Source organism: Brevibacterium sp. Marseille-P9724 (assembly GCF_902500275.1).
In the GTDB taxonomy this organism is placed as follows: Bacteria; Actinomycetota; Actinomycetes; order Actinomycetales; family Brevibacteriaceae; genus Brevibacterium.
This window is the reverse complement of sequence record NZ_LR722991.1, coordinates 318,756-338,526: the sequence shown is the minus strand read 5'-3', so window position 1 is coordinate 338,526 and position 19,771 is coordinate 318,756. Positions and strand designations below refer to the sequence as shown.

Genomic DNA, 19,771 nt, shown 5'->3' with positions numbered 1-19,771 from the left:
CTGGGGTGTTTCGACCTCGGCCTCCGGTTCTGTTTAGGCTGATCTCGTGCCGATAACTCGATCTATACTCACCACCGCCGCCGAGCACCCCGACCGCCCGGCGATTGTCGGCGAATCTGCCGCCCTGAGCTACGCGGAACTCGCCGAAGACGGCCGTCGCGTCACAGCCGCCGTCCGGCACCTGCTGGCCCAGGCGCCGAATCTTCCCACACCCGCCCCCGAAACCCAGGGAGCGCCGGTGATTGCGGTGAGCTCCACCTCGGCATTTGGGGCCGCCCGCATTATGGCGGGCCTGGCCGGGTACCGCGCGGTGTCGGCGACTATCGACCCGCGCTGGCCGGTGGACCACCAGCGGCACGTGATTGCCGAAGTCGGCATCGGCCTGGTGATCGTCGATGATGAACAGGCACAGGCCCGCCTTCTTTCCGCCCTCGGCCCGGACTGGGGTGGGGTAGTGGTGCCGGTACAGCGATTCAGGGAAATCGAGGCGCAAGTGCAGCCGGCGGAACCGCCGCAGGTTCGGGATGCTTCTGAGCCGTACCTCATGCTCTTTTCCTCCGGAACAACCAGCAGCCCCAAGGCGTTTCTCAAAACCCGCGGCCAGTACAGGGCGAACTTCGCGGTGTCATCCCGCTACCTGGAACCGCTGCCCGGTGTGGCGACTCTTGCACCCGGGGCGTTTGCGTATTCGCTGACGCTGTACGCGACGGTTGAGTGCTTGGCCAGCGGGGGCGAGGCGCACCTGGCTGATGAGCTGTCCCTGCCGGGACTTGGTCAGCGTGTGGCGCAGCAGCGCATCACGCGGATTGTCACAGTTCCTGCGGTGCTGCGGGGCATTATTGCCCAAGCCACCCGCAGGCCCGAAGATTTCGCGGGGCTTGAACTCATTGTCGTCGGCGGGGCCAACCTGCCGAATGCACTGCGAGAAGACCTCCGTCGAGTGCTGCCGCACGTGCGGCTCATCAGCTATTACGGGGCAGCGGAAATCGGCTTCATCGGGGATGCGCGCGGGGACGACAGCACGTGGAATCAGATCTACGACGGCGTCCAGGTTGAAATTCGCGATGACGCTGGACACCCAGTGCCCGATGGTGAAATTGGCACGCTGTGGGTGCTCGCTGATTCGCGCTCCGATGACTACATTGCAGGCACCGCCGATGTGCATCTGCTCGATGAGCACGGCTGGGCAACTGTCGGAGACCAGGGCCGGGCAGCTGTGGTCGGCGGCGAACGTCAACTGCAGCTGCTGGGGCGCAAGGGCGACATCATCAACGTCGGCGGGCACAAGGTCGCCCTGCCGGAAGTCACCCGCGCCTACGTAGGGCTGATCGTGGCCGGAAAGCATCGCGAAGCTGTTGCCGTGGGCCTGCCGGATACGGCTCTTGGAACCGCTGTCGCGTTGGTTATCGAAGCCGGTGAACTGGTGTCGGCCGATTCAGGTGGCCCGGTGTGCGCAGATTCACGGGAACAGAACGGCCCTGCCCAGGCGTTAGGCGAGCAGCTGAGCAAGGCTGCACTGCGGGAACACGGGCGCGCACGCCTGGCCCCGCAGTTCATTCCGACGAAGTATTACGCCGTGAAAGCGCTGCCGCGCACAGTGGGCGGTAAAGTGCGAACTGCTGAAACCGTCAAGCTCATACAGGCCGGTGGGAAAGGAGTTGTCCGTCTGTGAACGCACACCACTACTCCGAATCCAGGCGTGTCTGGATTACCGGCACGGGGGCAATCACGCCTAACGGTTTGACGGTCGAAGACACGTGGCAGGCCGTCCAGCACGGCCGCAGCGGAATCGGAGTGCTCGAAGGCCAGGAGTTCAACGGCCTCAGTGTGCGCATCGGCGGACAGGTTCGCGGCTTCAACCCTGAAGACCACGTGCCCACACATCTGGCCCGGCGCCTGGAGGACTTCCACCTGTGGGCCATCGCCGCTGCCGACCAGGCCCTGGAAGAAGCCGCAGGCATCCAGACCGGCCGGACCGGCGCCTCGGCAGCTGACCTGCCGTGGGACCCGGCCCGCGTCATGATCGTGACCGCCACCGGGTCCGGGCCCATCCGCCCCCAACAGCGGGCAGCGCTCGCCTACGCCGAAGACGGCCAGCGGGGTGTTCCGCTCACCCTGTCCATGCACGGCGCACCAGATTCCCCAGCCGCACTCATCAGCCAACGGTACGGAATCACCGGCCCCGCACACGCAGTGTCCGCCACCTGCGCTTCCGGCGCTGTGGGCCTCGGTCAGGCGCTGCGAGCCCTGCGCCACGGCTACGCAGATGCCGCAATCGTCATCGGCGTCGAAGACTGCCTCAATCCCGCCAACCTCGCATCAAATGCGAACATGCGCGCGCTCGCATCCGGTTTCGAAGACCGCCCGCAGGAAGCATCGCGCCCCTTTGACCGCGACCGCACCGGTTTCGTCATGTCCGCCGGAGCCGCCGCAATCGTGCTGGAAAACGACGACGCCGTGAACCGCCGCGGCGGGCGGAAACTGGCTGAGCTGGCCGGGTTCGGTTCGTCATCGGACGCCCACCACGCCACCGCCCCCGACCCAGAAGGACGAGGTGCCGCCGCAGCTATGCGCGCTGCCTTGGCAGATGCCGGGCTGACCCCGGAAACCTTCGCCACGGGCGGCCCCGAAGGGTCACCTTTGGGGCACGTGAACGCGCACGGGACCTCCACCTCGGCGGGGGATGCGGCAGAAGCGCTCGCCCTTGAAGCCGTTTTCGGAAAGGCGCTTGCCGACATCCCTGTGACAGCCGTGAAGTCCTCAACCGGGCACCTGCTGGGCGCCGGGGGAGTGCTCGAAGCCATTGTCAGCGTGCGCTCGCTGCGTGAGGGCGTGATCCCTCCGACTGCCAATCTTGACATGCCGGATTTCCCGAAGCTCGACGTTGTCGCAGCCCGCAAACCGCTCGATCGGGCGGGTCCGTGTATGAGCGCGGTGCTGTCGAATTCCTTCGGCTTCGGCGGGCACAACGGCTCAGTTCTTATCCGAGCCGCCTGAGCACGGGCTCCCTCAACGGGTGAGGTGGCCGTCTGAGCTCCCGCCACCCAACCTGAAAGCAGGCTGGTTCAGCCGCCAGAGAAGCGATGCACCGCGGGTGTTGCCCCCTCACCCATTTCTGCATTCAGGAGCTTCACCATGTCTACAACAGTCGAAAAGACTGCGCAGGGAGCACAGGCCGAAGAGGCCGAAAAGCAGGCCGCACAGGCAGTGCTGGCCGACAAGCAAACAGATGAAACTTCAGAAGAAACCCAGCCGAAGAGGCGCTGGGAAATGCCACACTTGCTGTGGCTCATGCTCATTATTCTGGCAGCGGCTACCGCGGCGGGCTACCTGATCCCCGCCGGGGAGTTTCAGAAGAACCCTGACGGTTCGATCAACCCGAACGACTTCCGTTTTCTAGAGGATCAGTCGCCGGTCAGTCCCTTCGGCGCGCTCATGATGCTGCTGACCGGTGCGGTCAATATGGCGCCGATTGCCTTTGCCGTGCTGTCGGTCGGGGCGAATGTTTCCGTTGTTCTGGAATCGAAGGCGTTTGAGAATCTGCTTGATTCGGCCGTCTACAGGCTGCAGGACAAGAGCACACCCCTGCTGGTGTCGGGGCTGTTCTGCCTCATGGTCTACATCGGCGGGTTCTCCGGCAATGACGCGCTGATTGCGATTGTGCCGATTGGCGTGCTGTTTGCACGCAAGCTCGGCCTTGACGGGATCGTGGCTGTTGCAGTCACAACATTTGCAGCACTGATCGGATTCGGCACGGGTCCGAAGCACATGGCGGTCTCCCAAATGCTCATCGGTCTGCCGCCGTACTCAGGTTTCGGTATGCGCATGATCATCATGAACCTCTTCATGGTTGTGGGCTTGGCCTTTGTGCTGCTGTACGTGCGCAGAATCCAGAAGGACCCCACTCGTTCGCTCATGTGGAAGCACGGATGGCGGCCCCACGGCGCTGTTGGGGCGCACGAAACGGCAGCTGAGAACGACAATGAGGCAGGCACTGTGGCCCCGACGAAGCTGCGGCTGCGCTCGGTGATTGTGCTGGCGCTGTTCATCGCGCAGTTCGGTGTGGTTGTGGGCTATTCGCTGCTGGTCGATTCAAAGCAGGTCATCGAGGTGATGTTCGCAACCAACCTGGTGTCGGCAATCATCATGGGCAAGGCCGCCGGCTTTAAGTGGAATCCGCTGGCGGAGACAATTGCCCGCGGTATTTCCAGCATGGGCTTCATTGCGATCATCATCGGCATGGCCGGGTCGATTTCGGCTCTGCTGGCGGAAGCGAAAATCCTCGACACAATTGTCTACACGCTCACGCTGCCGTTGCGCGATGTGGGCTTGGGCTGGTCAGCGGTGCTCATGGTTCTGCTGTTCGCGGCAATCAACTTCATTATTCCGTCGACTGCGGCGAAGGCTGCGATTATCCTTCCGCTGCTGGCCCCGATTGCCACGGCACTGGGTATGCACCATCAGCTGGCGCTGCAGGCGTTTCAGTTGGGTGATGGGCTGACGAACATTCTGTCGCCAGTGCTGGCATGGCTGGTGGGCTCGTGCGTGACAGCTGGGGTGCCGTACCTGACGTGGGTGCGTTGGGCTGCGCCGAAGATCGGTGTTTTCCTGGTGATGGCCGCAGCCCTCATGTTGGGGCTGACGGCACTAGGCTGGACGGGCGGAGTGGCATGATCAGCCGCACGGATGAACTGCAGTCGGCTCTGGTGTTGACCAAACAGGAGGATGTATGACTGACCGCGAACAGCGACTTGTGGAACTGGAACAGAAGTATTTGCCGGATGAGCTTTTGGAGCGCTTCCGGGAGCGCGCAGCACAGTATGACCGTGACAACGCGTTCTTCTTCGAAGATTTGGAAGAGCTCGAAGAGAGCGGCTATCTCACGCTGTTTGTGCCCGAAGAGCTCGGCGGCCCGGGCTTGGGCATGAACGAGGTTTCGCGCCTGCAGCAGCGGCTGGCTACGGCAGCTCCTGCGACCGCGCTGGGTGTGAATATGCACTTTGTGTGCACCGGCATGATGCGCGCCATGTGGAACCGCGGCGATAAGTCACTGCAGTTCGCGCTTGAAGAAGCCCGTGATGGTGAGGTCTTTGCCTTCGGTGTTTCTGAGCCTGGCAATGATTGGGTTCTGCAGGGGTCGAACACGAAGGCCGTTCCGCAGGGGGACGGTTCGTACCGGCTGTCGGGTGTGAAGATCTTCACGTCGATGACGCCGGCGTGGACCAGGCTGATTGTGCACGGCAAGGATGAAACCGCCGCCGATGGGCCGCAGCTGATCTACGGTTTCCTCACCCGCGGCACCGAAGGGGTCACGTCCTCGGATGATTGGGACGTGCTGGGTATGCGCGCCACTCATTCGCGGGCAACGATTCTGGAGGACGCTGTCCTGGAAGCTGACAGGGTTGTTCGCCGTATCCCAGACGGCCCTAACCCGGATCTGCTGACTTTTGGCATCACGGCGAACTTCCAGCTGCTCATCGCATCGGTGTATGCGGGGCTTGCTCGCCGTGCTCTCGAAGTGGCATCGGATGCTCTGCGCAAGCGGCGTTCGGCTAAGAACGGGGGAGTCCCGTACACCGAGCTCGGTGAGTTCCGTGTGCGTGTTGCAGACGCGGCTCTGGAGTTCGCCGCTGTTCCTGCGCAGTTGGATTCCTACACGCGTGATTTTGATGAGTGCGTGGACTACGGGGCCGCGTGGGCGCAGCGGTTTGTTTCGGCTAAGTACATGGCGCAGAAGGCTGCCAGGGCCAATGCTGAGGCGGCACTGCACTGTGCTGGGGGAGCGGGCTTTGGGAATGCTGCGGAAGCTTCGCGGCTGTACCGGGACGCTGCCGCGGGGATCTTCCACCCACCGGCACCCGAGGTGTCGCGTGCAGTTTTCGCGAACGTTTGGCTGGATGACTGACTGCCAGATGGCAGCAGAATGGGGCGTGTGCGGTTGGTCGGACATGCCTGAAATGAAGTGAAATGATGCTGGGCCCGCCTGAAACCTGGCATGGCTGGCGGACCCACGCAAGATGGATGTCAGGGTGGATCTCATGGTGCGGTCTGAGTGTTTACATGTCCCGGGTCGCGCTGTACTGTTGCATTCGCTGTGAATTCTTTAAAGAAAGACTGAGTATGAGTATTACGCGCTTTGGAAAGCTGGCGGCAGCTGCGGTTGCCGCATCGCTGGCGTTTCTTGCTCCTGTAGCAAGCACCCCAGCTTCGGCTGATTCGGTTCCGGCAGTTGGTGCTGACGCTACAGCCGCTTCTGGTGAAAAGGGAACGGCCGTTGAGGTGGACACCGCCAACGGTAGGAAACGTACCGGAACGACGCTTTTCTACATCACCGTAGAAGACAAGGTATACAAGTCCTACTGCATCGAGCTGAATAAGTCTTTTAAAAAGGGCGATGGCACGGTAGAGCAGTGGGGTGACCTTGACGCAGAGAAGAAGAACAAGGTCGGCTGGATTCTTGAGAACTCGTACCCCAAGGTCACCGCAGAAGAACTGGGTCAGGCTGCAGGCGTTGAGGGCCTGACGGTAGCTGAGGCGATCGGAGCTACGCAGGGTGCTGTCTGGCACTACACCACCGCTGGGGGCGCTGACCTCGCTGCTGATACCAGTGCAAAGGTGTTGCAGGTCTACAAGTACCTGATCGGTGAAAAGAACGTCGGCGTTAACTTCTCAGACAACGAAGCTAGCGTCGAACTGGATCTGGGTGGTGACAAGACCTACAAGGCTGGCGACAAGGTCGGTCCGATCACGGTTACCAGCAGCCAGGACGCCGTGAAGCTTCAGGCTGAACCGACCAGCGACGATTACACGATTGTCGACGAGGCTGGCGACAAGGTTGATCTTGACAACGTCAAGCCGGGCGAGCTGTTTGTTCAGATCAACAAAGATGCCCCCAAAGGTGCTGTGAAGCTTACGGCAACGTCGTCGGCTGATTCTCTGACTGGTCGCGTGTTCAAGCACGCTGACGAGAACGCACAGCGGGTTGTCCTCATTGACGAAAAGAAGTCGGTTAAGACCGATGAAGTTTCGCTGAAGTGGGAAGCCGACGAGACTCCTTCCGAGACCCCGTCGGAAACCCCCTCGGAGACTCCTTCTGAAACCCCGTCGGAGACCCCCTCTGAAGGTGAGTCCACTCCGCCGAGCGAAGAAACCCCGTCTGAGGGTGAATCGACCCCGTCGAACGAAGAGACCCCCGCTGAAAAGGAAACCCCGCAGCCTGGCGGTGAGTCTGACGACAAGGACCAGCCGGCGCCTGTTGTTGATGAGTCCAACGACAATGGATCGGGTGCTCTGCCGCGTACCGGTGCTGAGCTTTCTGGTGCACTTGCAGCTGCAGCCGCTCTGATTGCCGGTGGTGCGGCGACTGTGTTCGCTGTCCGTCGTAAGCAGAACAGCTGATGTAATCAGTCGAGCTGAACCTCAGCTCAAGTAGAAAGTGCCCGAGCATCCAAGGATGCTCGGGCACTTTCGTTACCCGCTGCGGCCGAAGCAGATGGGTTGTACGTGCACGAACCTACGATTCATCCCAACGCCCGTGGGGAGCACTTTCGCGGTAGCCGTATGAGGCCCACGTATCGAACAGCCGTCAGCTCACCGGCGGCTCCGTCTTCCGGTGCCGCTCGGCAGCCTCGTCTGAACGACGCAGATACTCGTCAAAATCAATGGCGCCGCGCACGTAATCAGTCAAGTTCTCTACGTCTTCACGATTCGGCTCCCATCCTTCATGCCAGGCAGCCGCAAACGACTGGACAACGTTACGCCGCTGCTTCTCGTCGAGCTGCGCGAACAGCTCCGGCCAGCGTTCCTCAATGTCCAGATGATCACTCATAGCATCCAACCTTCCCGTAGTTGCTTCATCCTATAGAGCACACTCAGGCGCGCCAGCCTGAGAATACAGTTCCTCGTACTCATCGAATCGGGCGATGTCATCGGCTGCACGGTTAACCTCTGCCAGGCCAGCCTGTAGCAGCTTCACAGGCGAAGCATCTCCGGGCTCATCCCCACGGGCGTGGGGAACACAGCCTCGACGCAGACGGCAAGATGCCCGGATGGGGCTCATCCCCACGGGCGTGGGGAACACGAAGCCGATCATTCGGGCGATGTTGCGGCGGTGGGCTCATCCCCACGGGCGTGGGGAACACGGCATCGAGATTATGAGGCGGCTGTCGGGCGTGGGCTCATCCCCACGGGCGTGGGGAACACGCTTCCCGCCGATTGGGTTGTCCGCAGAAAGCAGGCTCATCCCCACGGGCGTGGGGAACACATGAGGTGTACGGGGTCGATTTACACCAGTTAGGGCTCATCCCCACGGGCGTGGGGAACACATGAGGTGTACGGGGTCGATTTACACCAGTTAGGGCTCATCCCCACGGGCGTGGGGAACACATATCCGCTAACAGTCAACTGGCCCTGCCGTGGGGCTCATCCCCACGGGCGTGGGGAACACAGAGCCGGAATAACGCCGGATTCCAAGGGAATGGGCTCATCCCCACGGGCGTGGGGAACACGCTTCGATTGCTTCGGCGATGTGCTCACCCGCGGGCTCATCCCCACGGGCGTGGGGAACACCTGGGCGGTTGAGGTGTAGAACGTGCCACCGAGGGCTCATCCCCACGGGCGTGGGGAACACCTTCGAAAGCAGTTCACCCAACTGGTCGCACAAGGCTCATCCCCACGGGCGTGGGGAACACGTGGGAGTTCTTCGAGCGCTTGGGCGCACCTGGGGCTCATCCCCACGGGCGTGGGGAACACGGACCCACAGCCGAATACGGTGCGCACGTCGAAGGCTCATCCCCACGGGCGTGGGGAACACTGGCGTCCGTGGTGGGCGCTGGTGAAGAAGCAGGGCTCATCCCCACGGGCGTGGGGAACACAGAACCCATTCATCGCCGCTTTCGCGTCCTTGGGGCTCATCCCCACGGGCGTGGGGAACACTGGCAGTTCTACCTGCCTATGGCGGGCGGACAGGGCTCATCCCCACGGGCGTGGGGAACACCGGTTTGCGAGCTGGCTCATGTTGTCGACCCAGGGCTCATCCCCACGGGCGTGGGGAACACTTGCTGAAAACATCAATCATCCGGTTAAGGTCGGGCTCATCCCCACGGGCGTGGGGAACACGCAGCTTCTGCGAGTGAGCGGACTGTGAAGCCGGGCTCATCCCCACGGGCGTGGGGAACACCAGCAGCAGACGGAGCGTGACCAGGGGTGGGAGGGCTCATCCCCACGGGCGTGGGGAACACTTATCCAAGTGCGCGTACAGTGCAGCGGTACGGGGCTCATCCCCACGGGCGTGGGGAACACCTTTGGAAGCTACCCTGACCCACTGACATGAGGGGCTCATCCCCACGGGCGTGGGGAACACTCTGGACAATCACCGGGCCGGGATTGAACCCCGGGCTCATCCCCACGGGCGTGGGGAACACGCTGCTATCCCCTGGGCGAGGGCCCACAAGGAGGGCTCATCCCCACGGGCGTGGGGAACACCTTACCCAAAGCGCGGTCGGGCTATCAGTACAGGGCTCATCCCCACGGGCGTGGGGAACACTTGCGGAGTGCGGCAACGTCTACGGTCTGCTTCGGCTCATCCCCACGGGCGTGGGGAACACAGGAGTGTTGATAATGTTGGGCCGGTCAAGAAGGGCTCATCCCCACGGGCGTGGGGAACACGGCAGGTTTTTTGTGGCGCTCATGCTTGCCTCTGGCTCATCCCCACGGGCGTGGGGAACACTCCTGAAACACCAGGGCTGACACGCCCCAGTCGGGCTCATCCCCACGGGCGTGGGGAACACATTAAGTCGGCTATCGGCGTGTTTGTGGAGTGGGGCTCATCCCCACGGGCGTGGGGAACACACTTTAGCTACCGTGTTGCGCCGCAAGGCGCGGGGCTCATCCCCACGGGCGTGGGGAACACCCAGCTCGGCAGACAGAACCCTGGCCGTGTAGGGGCTCATCCCCACGGGCGTGGGGAACACGACAACGCGCAGGCTGTGGCGCAGGAACTCCGGGGCTCATCCCCACGGGCGTGGGGAACACACCGGGGGAACCATCTTCTTGTTCTTCGACAACGGCTCATCCCCACGGGCGTGGGGAACACCTACATCAGGGTGGCGTTGTTGCGGCCTTGGAGGGCTCATCCCCACGGGCGTGGGGAACACTCCGGGCTGGTTAGCACCTCTTCGATTTTTTCGGGCTCATCCCCACGGGCGTGGGGAACACTGGCGTCCGCCTGCGTGATTGCCTGGACGATGGGGCTCATCCCCACGGGCGTGGGGAACACGTCGACATAGTGTCGTCCTTTCGGTTGGGTGTGGGCTCATCCCCACGGGCGTGGGGAACACGAACCCCAGGCTGACGAAACCTACATCTGCGCGGGCTCATCCCCACGGGCGTGGGGAACACTTTCTGCTTATTGATGTAGTCCTGCACGTCTTGGGCTCATCCCCACGGGCGTGGGGAACACCCGCAGGCCCGCCGTGCTGAGGTCGGTGATGTGGGCTCATCCCCACGGGCGTGGGGAACACGTCGCCGCACTGGCCCGCGCCCTGGGCAAGCCGGGCTCATCCCCACGGGCGTGGGGAACACACTTGTTGACCAGTGCGAATACCGGCCCGCAAGTTGGTATGGGATCACTTTAGGTGCTTTTGCGCTTATTTCCGAACTTTTGGGCATTCCGCATGGCTCTGGCTTTGCTCCAGCCCGCTTTAAGGGTGGTGTTCCCGTATCCAGATTGTGCAGCTGGCCTGCGCATCAAGGTGACGCCGTCGAGGTCAACGGGCTCCCACTTGTGGTCCTTGACTCGATAGTCAAAGCCCTGTTCGTTGTTGGTGGACCAAATCATCAGCGCTTGACCTGTAGCGGAAGATTCGTCAATGCGCTCCCAAAGAAGCTCCCTGATTCGGGCGCTGATATTTCCAACGAACACTCCTGCCGAAATCTCAACGAGCCATTTGGTGACGTCTCCCCGCAGGCCTGCTGGGCAGCTCGACAAGACTACGATGACCATGATCCGTGATCTGCATGATTGAGTCCGCTGGAAAGCCGGCGTTCGCCCCGGCCAGCCCATACTGACAATTCATCGAGATACGCAACTTCCGGTTCAGCCGACGCATCCGCCGGGTTCAAGAACAGTCTGCGCAGTGTTTCCACAAGCTTCTCTACAGTCCCCTGCTGGAAGAAGCGCTCCCGCAGCAGCGCCCTAACAGCCCGTTCCGGTTCTTCATGATTGTCCGCAACAGCATCGAAAGCCGCCGGAATGCTGGTTTCGGCCTTCACAAGATCAGCCACATCGTAGGTGAAACTCTGATCGTGACCGACGTGCACAAAACCCAAACCCGGCGTCATGCCAAGCGCGTTGATGACCGCAGTTGACACTCCGTACAAGCAGGCGTTGGCCGCTGATAGAGCCTGATTAATCGCATCAGCGTCTGCAAAATTCGCCGGATCGTATGTCCGACCACTCCATGAAACCCCGGTCCTTTCTGATTCACTCCGGTAAATCCTGCGGACACGCGCTCCTTCACGGCCTCGCAGCTGCTGCATTGTCAGGCCCGATACGTCTTCTCCGGGGAAGCGCACCTCGTACATAGCCCGGGCCACTCGCAGACGTTCCGACTGGTTGGCGAAAGCCCGAGCCTGTGCTTCTAAAAGCCTGCTTGAACGAGCCATGGGCCTTCCAGTGGCATAGCAGCGCACCGCGCCATCACCAACCCACGCAACGGTCACACCGCATGTTCCCAAGAGCGCTATCGCAGCATGAGAGGCGCGCACACCCGGGCCAATAAGCAGGGTGCTGACCATAGCTGCCGGAATATGGATTGTGCCCCTGCTGTCGGTCGCGGTAACTGCATTGGAATCACGATGGAGCACGCACCTTTCAACATAGACAAACGAAAGTCTGTCAGTTGTTCGTCCGAGTTCCTGCGAACGAGGCGGAGCCTGGGAACTCATGGTTCCCCCAGTCGGGCCAAAGTCAGCAGACCACACCCGTGTGCTTTCCCACTGCCGATCCCGAAAGCAAGCGAACGCCGCAGAAGGTTGGGGTTCGTGACTTCTAAAACACCATCAAAAACAGCAATCCTGTGGGCTACCCGGTGCCTGCTGCCAGCCGCATCTGGTTTAGAAAATCGACTGTCTTCGCGTCGCACAACACAGAGTCCGTCCAGCTGACTTTCATCCCTGCTGGTGTCGGTTGACTCAGCGTGCCCCGGCTCATAGTCGGCATTGGAGGGAATCGCAAACCCCCACCCGTCAGCGCGGTCCAAGAACCAGCGCATTTGCTGCTTGACCGTAACGTGCGGCAAACGCTTGCCGTCTTTCTTTTTAACCGGGTTCAGCGCCGCACGAAACGCATACTGCTGCCCGCGCTGAAGCGAATCAAGAAGCCGACCGTAATCAGTTGTTTGAGCAGGTGCGCTCTGCCAGCCCAATTGTTCGACCACATGTTCAAACCGCGGCTGAACCGGGGTCACCGCGTATAACACCGTTTCGTGGTGCCCGCGGTCCACCCGCCACAGCAGTCGGCCCTCGTCTGTTGCCTGCTGATCCGGCGGAACAGTCTTCGTGATCATCCCGTGGATCAGATGAGGGCTTGCCAGCGCGGCTTTGGTCTTCCTCAGTGCAGGGTTGAGCTGGATTCGACTGAAGAACATCAAGCCTCCTGAGCCAAGTTGAGGTAGCGGTCGGTGTTTTCTGCCCCCAGATCGTTTTCGACCCGAACGGGGTCAGGACGGACAACAAGCCGCACCCGATATTGACGATGTTCAGGATTGAAGCTGACAGGGACGTCATACGCTGCTTCCCCGATTTCTCCGGGCTGAGCATCGCGTGCTAAGGGTAAGAACACCGTCCTTCCGAGCGACTTTCTGTAGTCCTCTGCGGCCTGCCAGGGGGCAGCATCGAGATCCCGCAGAACGTCCTCCGGCGCTACGCCATTGAATACCCCGCCAAAAAGATTCGGAGGGGCTGGACAACTGCGCCGCCCTAAATACAGCGGAAATTCAGGCTGCACAACGGCGTGGCTAAGCGCATCGATGAGGGCGTCCTCTCCAGCCACAGCGGCGGTATAGGCGGCGTCAGCTCTGTAATGTCGGTACGAAAGAACAGAATGCTTGGCCCCAGGCCGTCGTGCAGTATGGAAATCCTCAAGAAGCTGACCGGGACGGTCAACACGGACGGCCATAACCAGCTCCGCCAGGTCATCAACTTCTGCTGTTCGCGACCTGCCCTGCGCCGCGGCAAGCAGACCTATGACACCGGACTTACTGGGCTCAGTTTCTGTCGACCGTCGGCTAAAGCGAGAAGAAACACCCCAAGACTGCATCGGCCCCGAAAGATTGAGGACCATGGTCTTCATCAGCGGCTCACCTCTCATCCTCGGTGATCTGCGCGCGCACATGCTCTTCAAGTTGAGATACAAGTTCAGCAAAGCCCGTCTTCTGGCCGAGCGAATCGACGTCAGCTTCCAGGGCGTCAGAGGCAATCAACCACGAACGTTCGGGCGCAAGTCCATAGAGTTCTGTCACCTTGGATGCTTCATCTGCCATGGCCTCAGAAGCTGCTGCGATGGTCCCGCGTTCGTCTGGGGCAACAGCTTTTTCAAAGGCGTTGACATAGCTGACGGGACGCTTGCGCACTGCAACGTTTATGAGATCCGGCAGTGTGTGAGCGGCAAACGAGTTCTGGTACCCCGTGGGCAGAGAAAGGATGAAAGTTCTGGCGTAGGCGTCAATCGCCCGCACCAACGCCTCTTCCGAGCCGAGGTTCTCAAGCAGCTGATCTACGTTGAGGGTGGCGTAGCGGTAAAAGGTCGATGACATCATTTCGATGGTGCCCATCATCCCGGCCCCAGTTTCTTCCTCGGCCTTCGTGAAGTCATCAACAGCGGTGTAGAAGTCAAAATCGGGTGCAGCCTCCGACACCCCGATTGCATGAGCGGTTTGGACGGCAGCATCAACATTGAGCGCAGCGTCGTCGGCAATCATGCGGCCAAACAGCGAAACATCAACTGCGTGTTCAGTGTCGATGATTTCAAGAACTTCTTTCTTGGTGAACGCCTGATCCCGCTTTTCCACAATCGCCGCAGCCAGCCGGTCCAGCTGGTGGTTGCCCAAGAACACCAGGTAACCAGCCTGCTCGGGTTTGGGCTCTTCGTCCTTCTTAGCTTTGGGCTTGGCAACTTTGATCCCTGCTTTCCCGAAGGCAGCAGAAGACCACTTTTCAGCTTCGGTAGGGGAAACCTCTGGGTCGGCGGCGCATACCCGCGCCGCAGTCTCAGCAACGATCTGCTTGGTGCGAACGCCAAGCTCGTCGCGATTCAACATGTGTGCAAAATCCCGCCGCTGCGCGGCTTTCAACGCCTGCGATGAAATGCGCTGACGACGAGTGCCTCCGAACGCAGCTGTTTTCGGTGCTCCGTCTTCCCCGCGGTTGATGTTGGACGGTGGGAGCGTTTGGAGTGCATGGAAGTCGATGAACGTAGCCATTGGGAGTCCTTTCAAAGATGAGAGTGAATCAGTTGTTGGAAGGCTTAAAGCTGTAACCGTGATAGAAATCACGTCCCCACCCGCGCTGGACACTGCTGCGCTTGGCAGGGTTCTGCAACTGGAGGATGTCAGAAGCGAACTGACCGTAATCGAACGCCGTGCTCCGCTGTGGGGTGTTCTTGCTGCTGAGAAGTCCGATCAAAGACCTCAGATGATGGCGTTGCCCAGCGAAGCTAGTCGCTGTGATGATTGCGTCATAACGTCCTTTCAGAGACGCGCTGCCATCGCGCACCACCTTGCCGACGACCTGCGCGAACGGCACATCCGTTGTATGCATGGGGGCACTATTGCCGCGCTGATGCACTGCATACAGCGTCAGCGCCGTAAAAGCGGCCCATTCTCCGCGCGAGGCTTCATCCGTTTTCCCCTGCGCGTACTCCGGGAGGCTTTCAAGAACCATTGCCCAGACGCGGGGGTTCACCCCTGGTTCTTCGTCAACAGCTCTCCGAAGCTCTGCGAGGCTGCCGCGAGCGGCGGGCACTTCGTTGAGGAACTGCTGCTGAAGTGACTGGATATAACGGCCGACTGACGACCACACCGTCACCTTTTCTGTTTCTACACCTTCAGCGGTCATCAGATCCTCCTTTCTGTTCATTGTCCGAGGGGAGGGGAGCTGCTTGTTTGAGTTTCGCGAGCATCCACGATTCGTAGCGGGCAGAACTGTGGAAGTGCACGGTCCCGTTGGGATCGTGTTCAAGCCACCCGGCTGCGGCGTGCGGTCCGGCCTGGTCAACGGCTTCTATGACTGTTCGGTATGTGACCCGGCGCAGGGTTCGGAGCCAGTTCAGCTGCGACTCTTCAGCGGACTGCTCTGCAGACAGCTGGGCCAGCCACTGCGTAAATCCTTGTTCGAGTTCGGCAAGCCACGCCTGGGTTGGTGCTTCAGGTGCTTCTTCGGGTGATCCGCCTTGGCTGACTTCCAGCTGTTTGAAAAACCATCGCAGCTGACCGCGGAGGGTGAATATCCGGTCAATGGCGTCCAGAACCGTCTTCCTCATCTGAAAGCCGGCCTCAGTCATCAGACTGAGGTGTATGGGCAAGACTTCAGACATTTCATCTGCAAATGAGGACTGTTGCGGACCGTATTCAATCCCGCAGAGCCAAACGCCAACGTGTTTGCCTGCGTACGCGGTCTGTCTTTCCCGCCCGACAGGACCGGTGAACTGCTCAAGGACAGGAGCTCGCCGATTTTTGGTTTCGGCGATGGAGCCGTCAGCAAACATTGCCTGCACTCCACGCCAAACGGTCAGCGTGGGATCGAGTTCTTGCGCAAAGAACACACTGGTTTTTGCTTTTTTAGACTGAACGTCGGAATAACGCTGCGGAGAGTACGGTTCGGCAAACTGATTGCGCTCGTTGATTCTATCGCCGTTGCCGATCAGTACGTGCGTAACCGTTTCGGCGTCTTCTGACCAGAAAAGCCTGATCCGTCTCTGTTGCCATGTCAGTAGATCGACGATGCCGTTTGGCTCAACAGCGTCTGCGCTTCGGGGCATGGCAGTGTCGGGTTGCCGTTCCCACGGAGGCAGGTCTTCGTCATCGAACATGAGCTCTTCGGGAATCAGTTCCAGCATGGGCAGGCTGAGCATAAAAGTGTCTCGCAGCGTAGGCCCGGTGACCACGGTGTGTCCGAGCCGGCCCGCCCAGCCAGGTCCGGTCGGATACCCCTTCCCGCCCTTCACTCGGGGGTCTCCGACAATGCCGGATTTGATGCCCGAATAGTCATAGGCCTGGCGGTGGATCAGATATCTGGCTGCAACTGCTGGCTCAAGTTCAGACGCTGACGCTTCGGTCTGCGTGGAGAACAGTCCAGGGCCGGTGTCAGGGACCAAAGCCGCCGCTGACTCGTACACTTCTTTGCTTGTGTGGAGGTCTGCCACCTGGAAGAACGGAACCGCGTCTGAGGCAAGGTCGAAGCGATCATGGTGCGTTTCGAGGTAGTTGGCGATCAGCTCGGGGAAGTCGCCTGCCGCGTAGATTTCTCGCCACAGTTCGCCTTCGTCGTCGATGAATCCCCATTCGGGGTGCAGGCGGACTGTTCTGACCACTATCGCCATCAGCACGCGAAAGACCGCGGCGTTCTGTGTGGGAGTCTCACCGTCAAGCGTTGCGAACCTGTCCCATTGAGAAAAGAAGTCTCTGAGTCCCACTTCCGCAGGCTCTCCGTCGATCGTCTGGACTTTAATCCACGGACGATCGACCAGGTTGAAACCGTCAGACATGCTTTGTCACCATCCTTTCGTCACAGATCCTCATAGAGTTCTTCCTCCTGTTCATCCGCAGATGGACTTTCGCGCATTTCCTGCAGCTTGTATTGACTGAACTGTTCCTCTCTGAGGAACCCGTAGCAGGGGTGGAATCGGAAATGCGTGCCCAACACCTGCCCCCGAAAGTCACTGTCGATTGCGAGGACAAGCTGTCCCTTCAAGCGGAAATCTGATTGCCAGGCGCCTATCCGAGTTGCTTCAAGAGAGTCGATTGCCTCATCGACTTGGTAGGGCGGAACCAACCACCGGGGCAGGCGAACGGTTGAGTCCGCCAAAAGCTTCGACAGCCATGTGGGCGGAGCCTGGGTTTCGCTGATAGCGCTCGTCTGGCCGGGGGCCAGCCACGGCAGTGGGTATAGAAGGCCGTCGCACTGCATGACGAGAATCGCTTCGAGGCTGGGCTCAATGTCTCTGACGCTGGCCGCAACAATCTCTTCGCTGCGGTCGGCATCAAGCGTGTCTGCGCCGTCAAGTGCGCGTCCGAGGTTGTTGTTCGCTTTCCCGGGTGGGCTGATCTGGTGGGCTGATGCCCTCCGGCATGCGTTTCTCACAGCCTGCTTGTGGTCTCTTTGGGCCTGCCGGAATTCACTTTCCCACTCACTGGGAACAGCGATTGAGCCCGTTCCAACAGCTTCGACTTTCGGGTAGAGGTCGTGGCGAATACACCATGTCCCTCCATTGAAGTTCTCGCTCAGAGCTGCCGCGCTGGCCAACAGTATGTAGCTGCCGTAGATGGATTCGGAGCCGGGATCGAATAGAGGCGGTTGCGGTCCGCGCCGCGTGATGCCGCGCAGGAGCATGCGTGCGCAGCGCAATTGGCTTGGGCGGTCGCTGTCTGGTCGGTCGTGGCGGTGCAGGCGACCGGCTCGCTGGGCGAGAGCATCGACCGGCGCAAAGTCGGAAACCAGCAAATCGAAATCAACGTCGAGCGACTGTTCAAGCACCTGTGTGCCAACGACAATCCGACGGTAGGGCCGCTGCGACGCAGGATCATCAGAACTGCGTGCTGACTTCTTACCCAACTGGTCAGTCAGGCGAGCTTCGATCTGCGCGCGCTGCGCAGCTGTGAGCTGTGAATGCAGAAGCACAGTTTCCTCTGGCCAGAGATCGGAGAGAGTGCAGTAGGCATCCTGAGCGCGCTGGACGGTATTGCATACGATGCCAACAACGCCGCCGTCGTCCGTCAGCTGCTCAACTTTTCTTCGCAAGAACGCGAGGTTGTCATCAATGATGTCGAGGTGAACCTGACGGTGTTCGTCTACAACCTCTACGTCGTAGCGCTGTGTGCCTTCTGCGGTTGTCACTGACACCTGGGGATAGCTCGGCGACTGTGCCGCAGCGGCTGGGCGTCGGGGCCTCAGCCCGTGAGCGTAAGCGCGTTCCAGTCTGTCATGGACAGCGGAATCGAGGGTTGCGGAAAGCAATATGACGCTGGTTTGGTGGGCGGCCAGCCACATCAGCGTACGTTCCAGATACGCGGTCGAATAAGGGTCGAGGGAGTGCACCTCGTCGAAGATGATGACCTTGCCCGAAACACCCAGATGGCGGAGCGTGACGTAGCGGGATTTCAGTGCAGTCATGAGGATCTGGTCAACTGTCGAAACACTGAAATCTGACAGAAGGCTCTTGCGTCCGCTGAACCATGCGTGAGCAATGACGCCGTCGTCTGCAGTGTCATTCTGCTCAGCATTGACTGCTCTCGTGTGCCGAACGAGCCTTTCGAACTCGGAACTTAGGTGTGCACGTCCGTGAGTAAGCCGAAGGGAGTGCTGGTTCTCGGCTGTGCTGAACGATCGCAGCCAATCGGATATGCGCGGAAGCATGGCATTGGCTGTGACCTGTGTGGGCAATCCGAAAGCCAAGCCTCCGGCACCGCGGGCTTTCGCGATCTCTTCTGCGGCAAGGAGAGCGGCTTCTGTCTTCCCACGGCCCATTTCTTCGCTGATCACAACCAGTGCTGGTTCATTAAGGCCTTTAACAGCCGCCTGAGCGGTGCGCTGGCAAGCCCGAAGCGCAGCGCTGTCCGGCCAGCCGAAGCGTTTGCTGAAGGGGATCGGGCGGTCTGGTTCTGGCGACCACGACTGAGTGAGGTTGAGCTGATCGAGAGCCGCAGCAGCACGGGACTCGCTGCTGGAGTGTGCTCCGCTTTCCGTCAGCGGAAACAATTCCTGATTCGAGGCGATCCAGTCGGACATGCTGACGAAGCCGGCAATTGTCAGCTGGTCCGTAATTGTCAGCCCACCGGCACCGATGATCTTTTCAAGAGCGCTGTGAGCTCCGGTGCGATCGAGGATGTCGCGGGTCAAAGCTGCCCAGACTCGCGCGCATGAAGCGCCATGATTGTCGAGGTGCCGGTTGAGCGGCGGCAGTTCTGAGTCGTCACGCAGCAGTTCATGATAGGGAAGGTTGCTTGGAACTCCGTGGTGGCAGCCTGCCGATGCCGTGAGGGTGCAGATTGCGGTGTAGTCGGCCCCGGGAAAAAGCAGTGGTAACTGTCTGCGAAGAATCACGTCAGACGTCACGGAATGCTGCGGCTTGTAGGTGGGATCGCAGTGTTTCTGCGCTTCGTCGAACAGGCCGGACGACAGTGCCTTATCTGCCAGCCATGCTGCTGTCGGGGAATGCTCAAGTCTGCTTTGCCATGACGATTCTGCCTTGCCCAGGTCATGCGTTCCTGCAAGGAACCCCAGCAAGGCACAGACTTCGTCGTTGCACAGCGAATATCGGTTTGCAAGGCGTTCACTGATGGAACGGGGAAGCCAATCCTCCGCAAGTGCCATGCCCACATCCGCACTGTCGCGGAGATGTTGAGGCAAGGCGAGCCATAGCACTTCCTGTAAATGCATGAGTGCCGGGTCTTGTGTCCTGAAGCTTTTGGCTGGCAGGAGAAAGGCTGGCGCCAGATCGTCTGCACATTCTTCCGTCATGTTCCCGCCTCGAAGGTTGTGTCAGTGCCTCGCGGCA

General features: G+C 60.4%; 14 protein-coding genes and 1 CRISPR repeat array. Of the genes, 5 read left to right on the top strand and 9 right to left on the bottom strand.

From position 1 onward, the window contains the following. Positions 1-46 precede the first annotated feature (46 nt). The 5 genes from GC119_RS04350 (at position 47) to GC119_RS04330 (ending at position 7,398) form a co-directional block, all read left to right on the top strand. A complete protein-coding gene (locus GC119_RS04350) occupies positions 47-1,672 on the top strand; it encodes a class I adenylate-forming enzyme family protein (protein ID WP_151952516.1) in 1,626 nt (541 codons plus the stop codon). Then, positions 1,669-2,997, top strand: coding sequence for a beta-ketoacyl-[acyl-carrier-protein] synthase family protein (locus tag GC119_RS04345; protein ID WP_151952515.1), 1,329 nt, complete (start codon positions 1,669-1,671; stop codon positions 2,995-2,997). Before GC119_RS04350 ends, GC119_RS04345 begins: the two co-directional genes overlap by 4 nt. Before the next feature lie 138 nt (positions 2,998-3,135). Further along, positions 3,136-4,674 (top strand): AbgT family transporter, encoded by a 1,539-nt coding sequence (locus GC119_RS04340; RefSeq protein WP_151952514.1) that lies wholly within the window; start codon positions 3,136-3,138, stop codon positions 4,672-4,674. A 55-nt stretch (positions 4,675-4,729) separates the two neighbouring features. Continuing rightward, positions 4,730-5,905 carry an acyl-CoA dehydrogenase family protein gene (locus tag GC119_RS04335; RefSeq protein ID WP_151952513.1) on the top strand — a complete coding sequence of 392 codons (1,176 nt, stop codon included), beginning with the start codon at positions 4,730-4,732 and terminating at the stop codon, positions 5,903-5,905. 215 nt (positions 5,906-6,120) lie between these two features. Next, the gene (locus GC119_RS04330) at positions 6,121-7,398 is read left to right on the top strand and encodes a thioester domain-containing protein (RefSeq protein WP_193215613.1); all 1,278 of its coding nucleotides are present in this window, start codon (positions 6,121-6,123) and stop codon (positions 7,396-7,398) included. Between the two features lie 187 nt (positions 7,399-7,585). Here the strand turns inward: GC119_RS04330 and GC119_RS04325 are convergent, their stop codons facing one another. The 9 genes from GC119_RS04325 to cas3 all read right to left on the bottom strand — a co-directional run bounded on the left by GC119_RS04325 (position 7,586) and on the right by cas3 (position 19,653). Further along, a complete protein-coding gene (locus GC119_RS04325) occupies positions 7,586-7,828 on the bottom strand; it encodes an antitoxin VbhA family protein (RefSeq protein WP_070776614.1) in 243 nt (80 codons plus the stop codon). A 162-nt stretch (positions 7,829-7,990) separates the two neighbouring features. Next, positions 7,991-10,581: direct repeats of the CRISPR family, unit length 29 nt; unit sequence GGGCTCATCCCCACGGGCGTGGGGAACAC. 49 nt (positions 10,582-10,630) lie between these two features. Further along, on the bottom strand, positions 10,631-11,002 hold the full coding sequence (gene cas2e / locus GC119_RS04320) for a type I-E CRISPR-associated endoribonuclease Cas2e (protein ID WP_070776613.1): 372 nt from the start codon (positions 11,000-11,002) through the stop codon (positions 10,631-10,633). Then, a complete protein-coding gene (gene cas1e / locus GC119_RS04315) occupies positions 10,990-11,946 on the bottom strand; it encodes a type I-E CRISPR-associated endonuclease Cas1e (RefSeq protein ID WP_070776612.1) in 957 nt (318 codons plus the stop codon). Before cas1e ends, cas2e begins: the two co-directional genes overlap by 13 nt. Beyond that, entirely contained in the window at positions 11,943-12,647 is a 705-nt protein-coding gene (cas6e, locus tag GC119_RS04310; RefSeq protein ID WP_070776611.1) for a type I-E CRISPR-associated protein Cas6/Cse3/CasE, read from the bottom strand. The genes cas1e and cas6e overlap by 4 nt, the downstream gene beginning before the upstream one ends. Then, on the bottom strand, positions 12,647-13,351 hold the full coding sequence (cas5e, locus tag GC119_RS04305) for a type I-E CRISPR-associated protein Cas5/CasD (protein ID WP_070776636.1): 705 nt from the start codon (positions 13,349-13,351) through the stop codon (positions 12,647-12,649). Before cas5e ends, cas6e begins: the two co-directional genes overlap by 1 nt. A gap of 7 nt (positions 13,352-13,358) precedes the next feature. After that, the gene (gene cas7e / locus GC119_RS04300; protein WP_070776610.1) at positions 13,359-14,480 is read right to left on the bottom strand and encodes a type I-E CRISPR-associated protein Cas7/Cse4/CasC; all 1,122 of its coding nucleotides are present in this window, start codon (positions 14,478-14,480) and stop codon (positions 13,359-13,361) included. 28 nt (positions 14,481-14,508) lie between these two features. Then, positions 14,509-15,114, bottom strand: coding sequence for a type I-E CRISPR-associated protein Cse2/CasB (gene casB, locus GC119_RS04295; RefSeq protein ID WP_070776609.1), 606 nt, complete (start codon positions 15,112-15,114; stop codon positions 14,509-14,511). Beyond that, positions 15,104-16,762 carry a type I-E CRISPR-associated protein Cse1/CasA gene (gene casA, locus GC119_RS04290; protein ID WP_070776608.1) on the bottom strand — a complete coding sequence of 553 codons (1,659 nt, stop codon included), beginning with the start codon at positions 16,760-16,762 and terminating at the stop codon, positions 15,104-15,106. Before casA ends, casB begins: the two co-directional genes overlap by 11 nt. A 20-nt stretch (positions 16,763-16,782) precedes the next feature. After that, positions 16,783-19,653 (bottom strand): CRISPR-associated helicase Cas3', encoded by a 2,871-nt coding sequence (cas3, locus tag GC119_RS04285; protein ID WP_226829243.1) that lies wholly within the window; start codon positions 19,651-19,653, stop codon positions 16,783-16,785. Positions 19,654-19,771 lie beyond the last annotated feature (118 nt).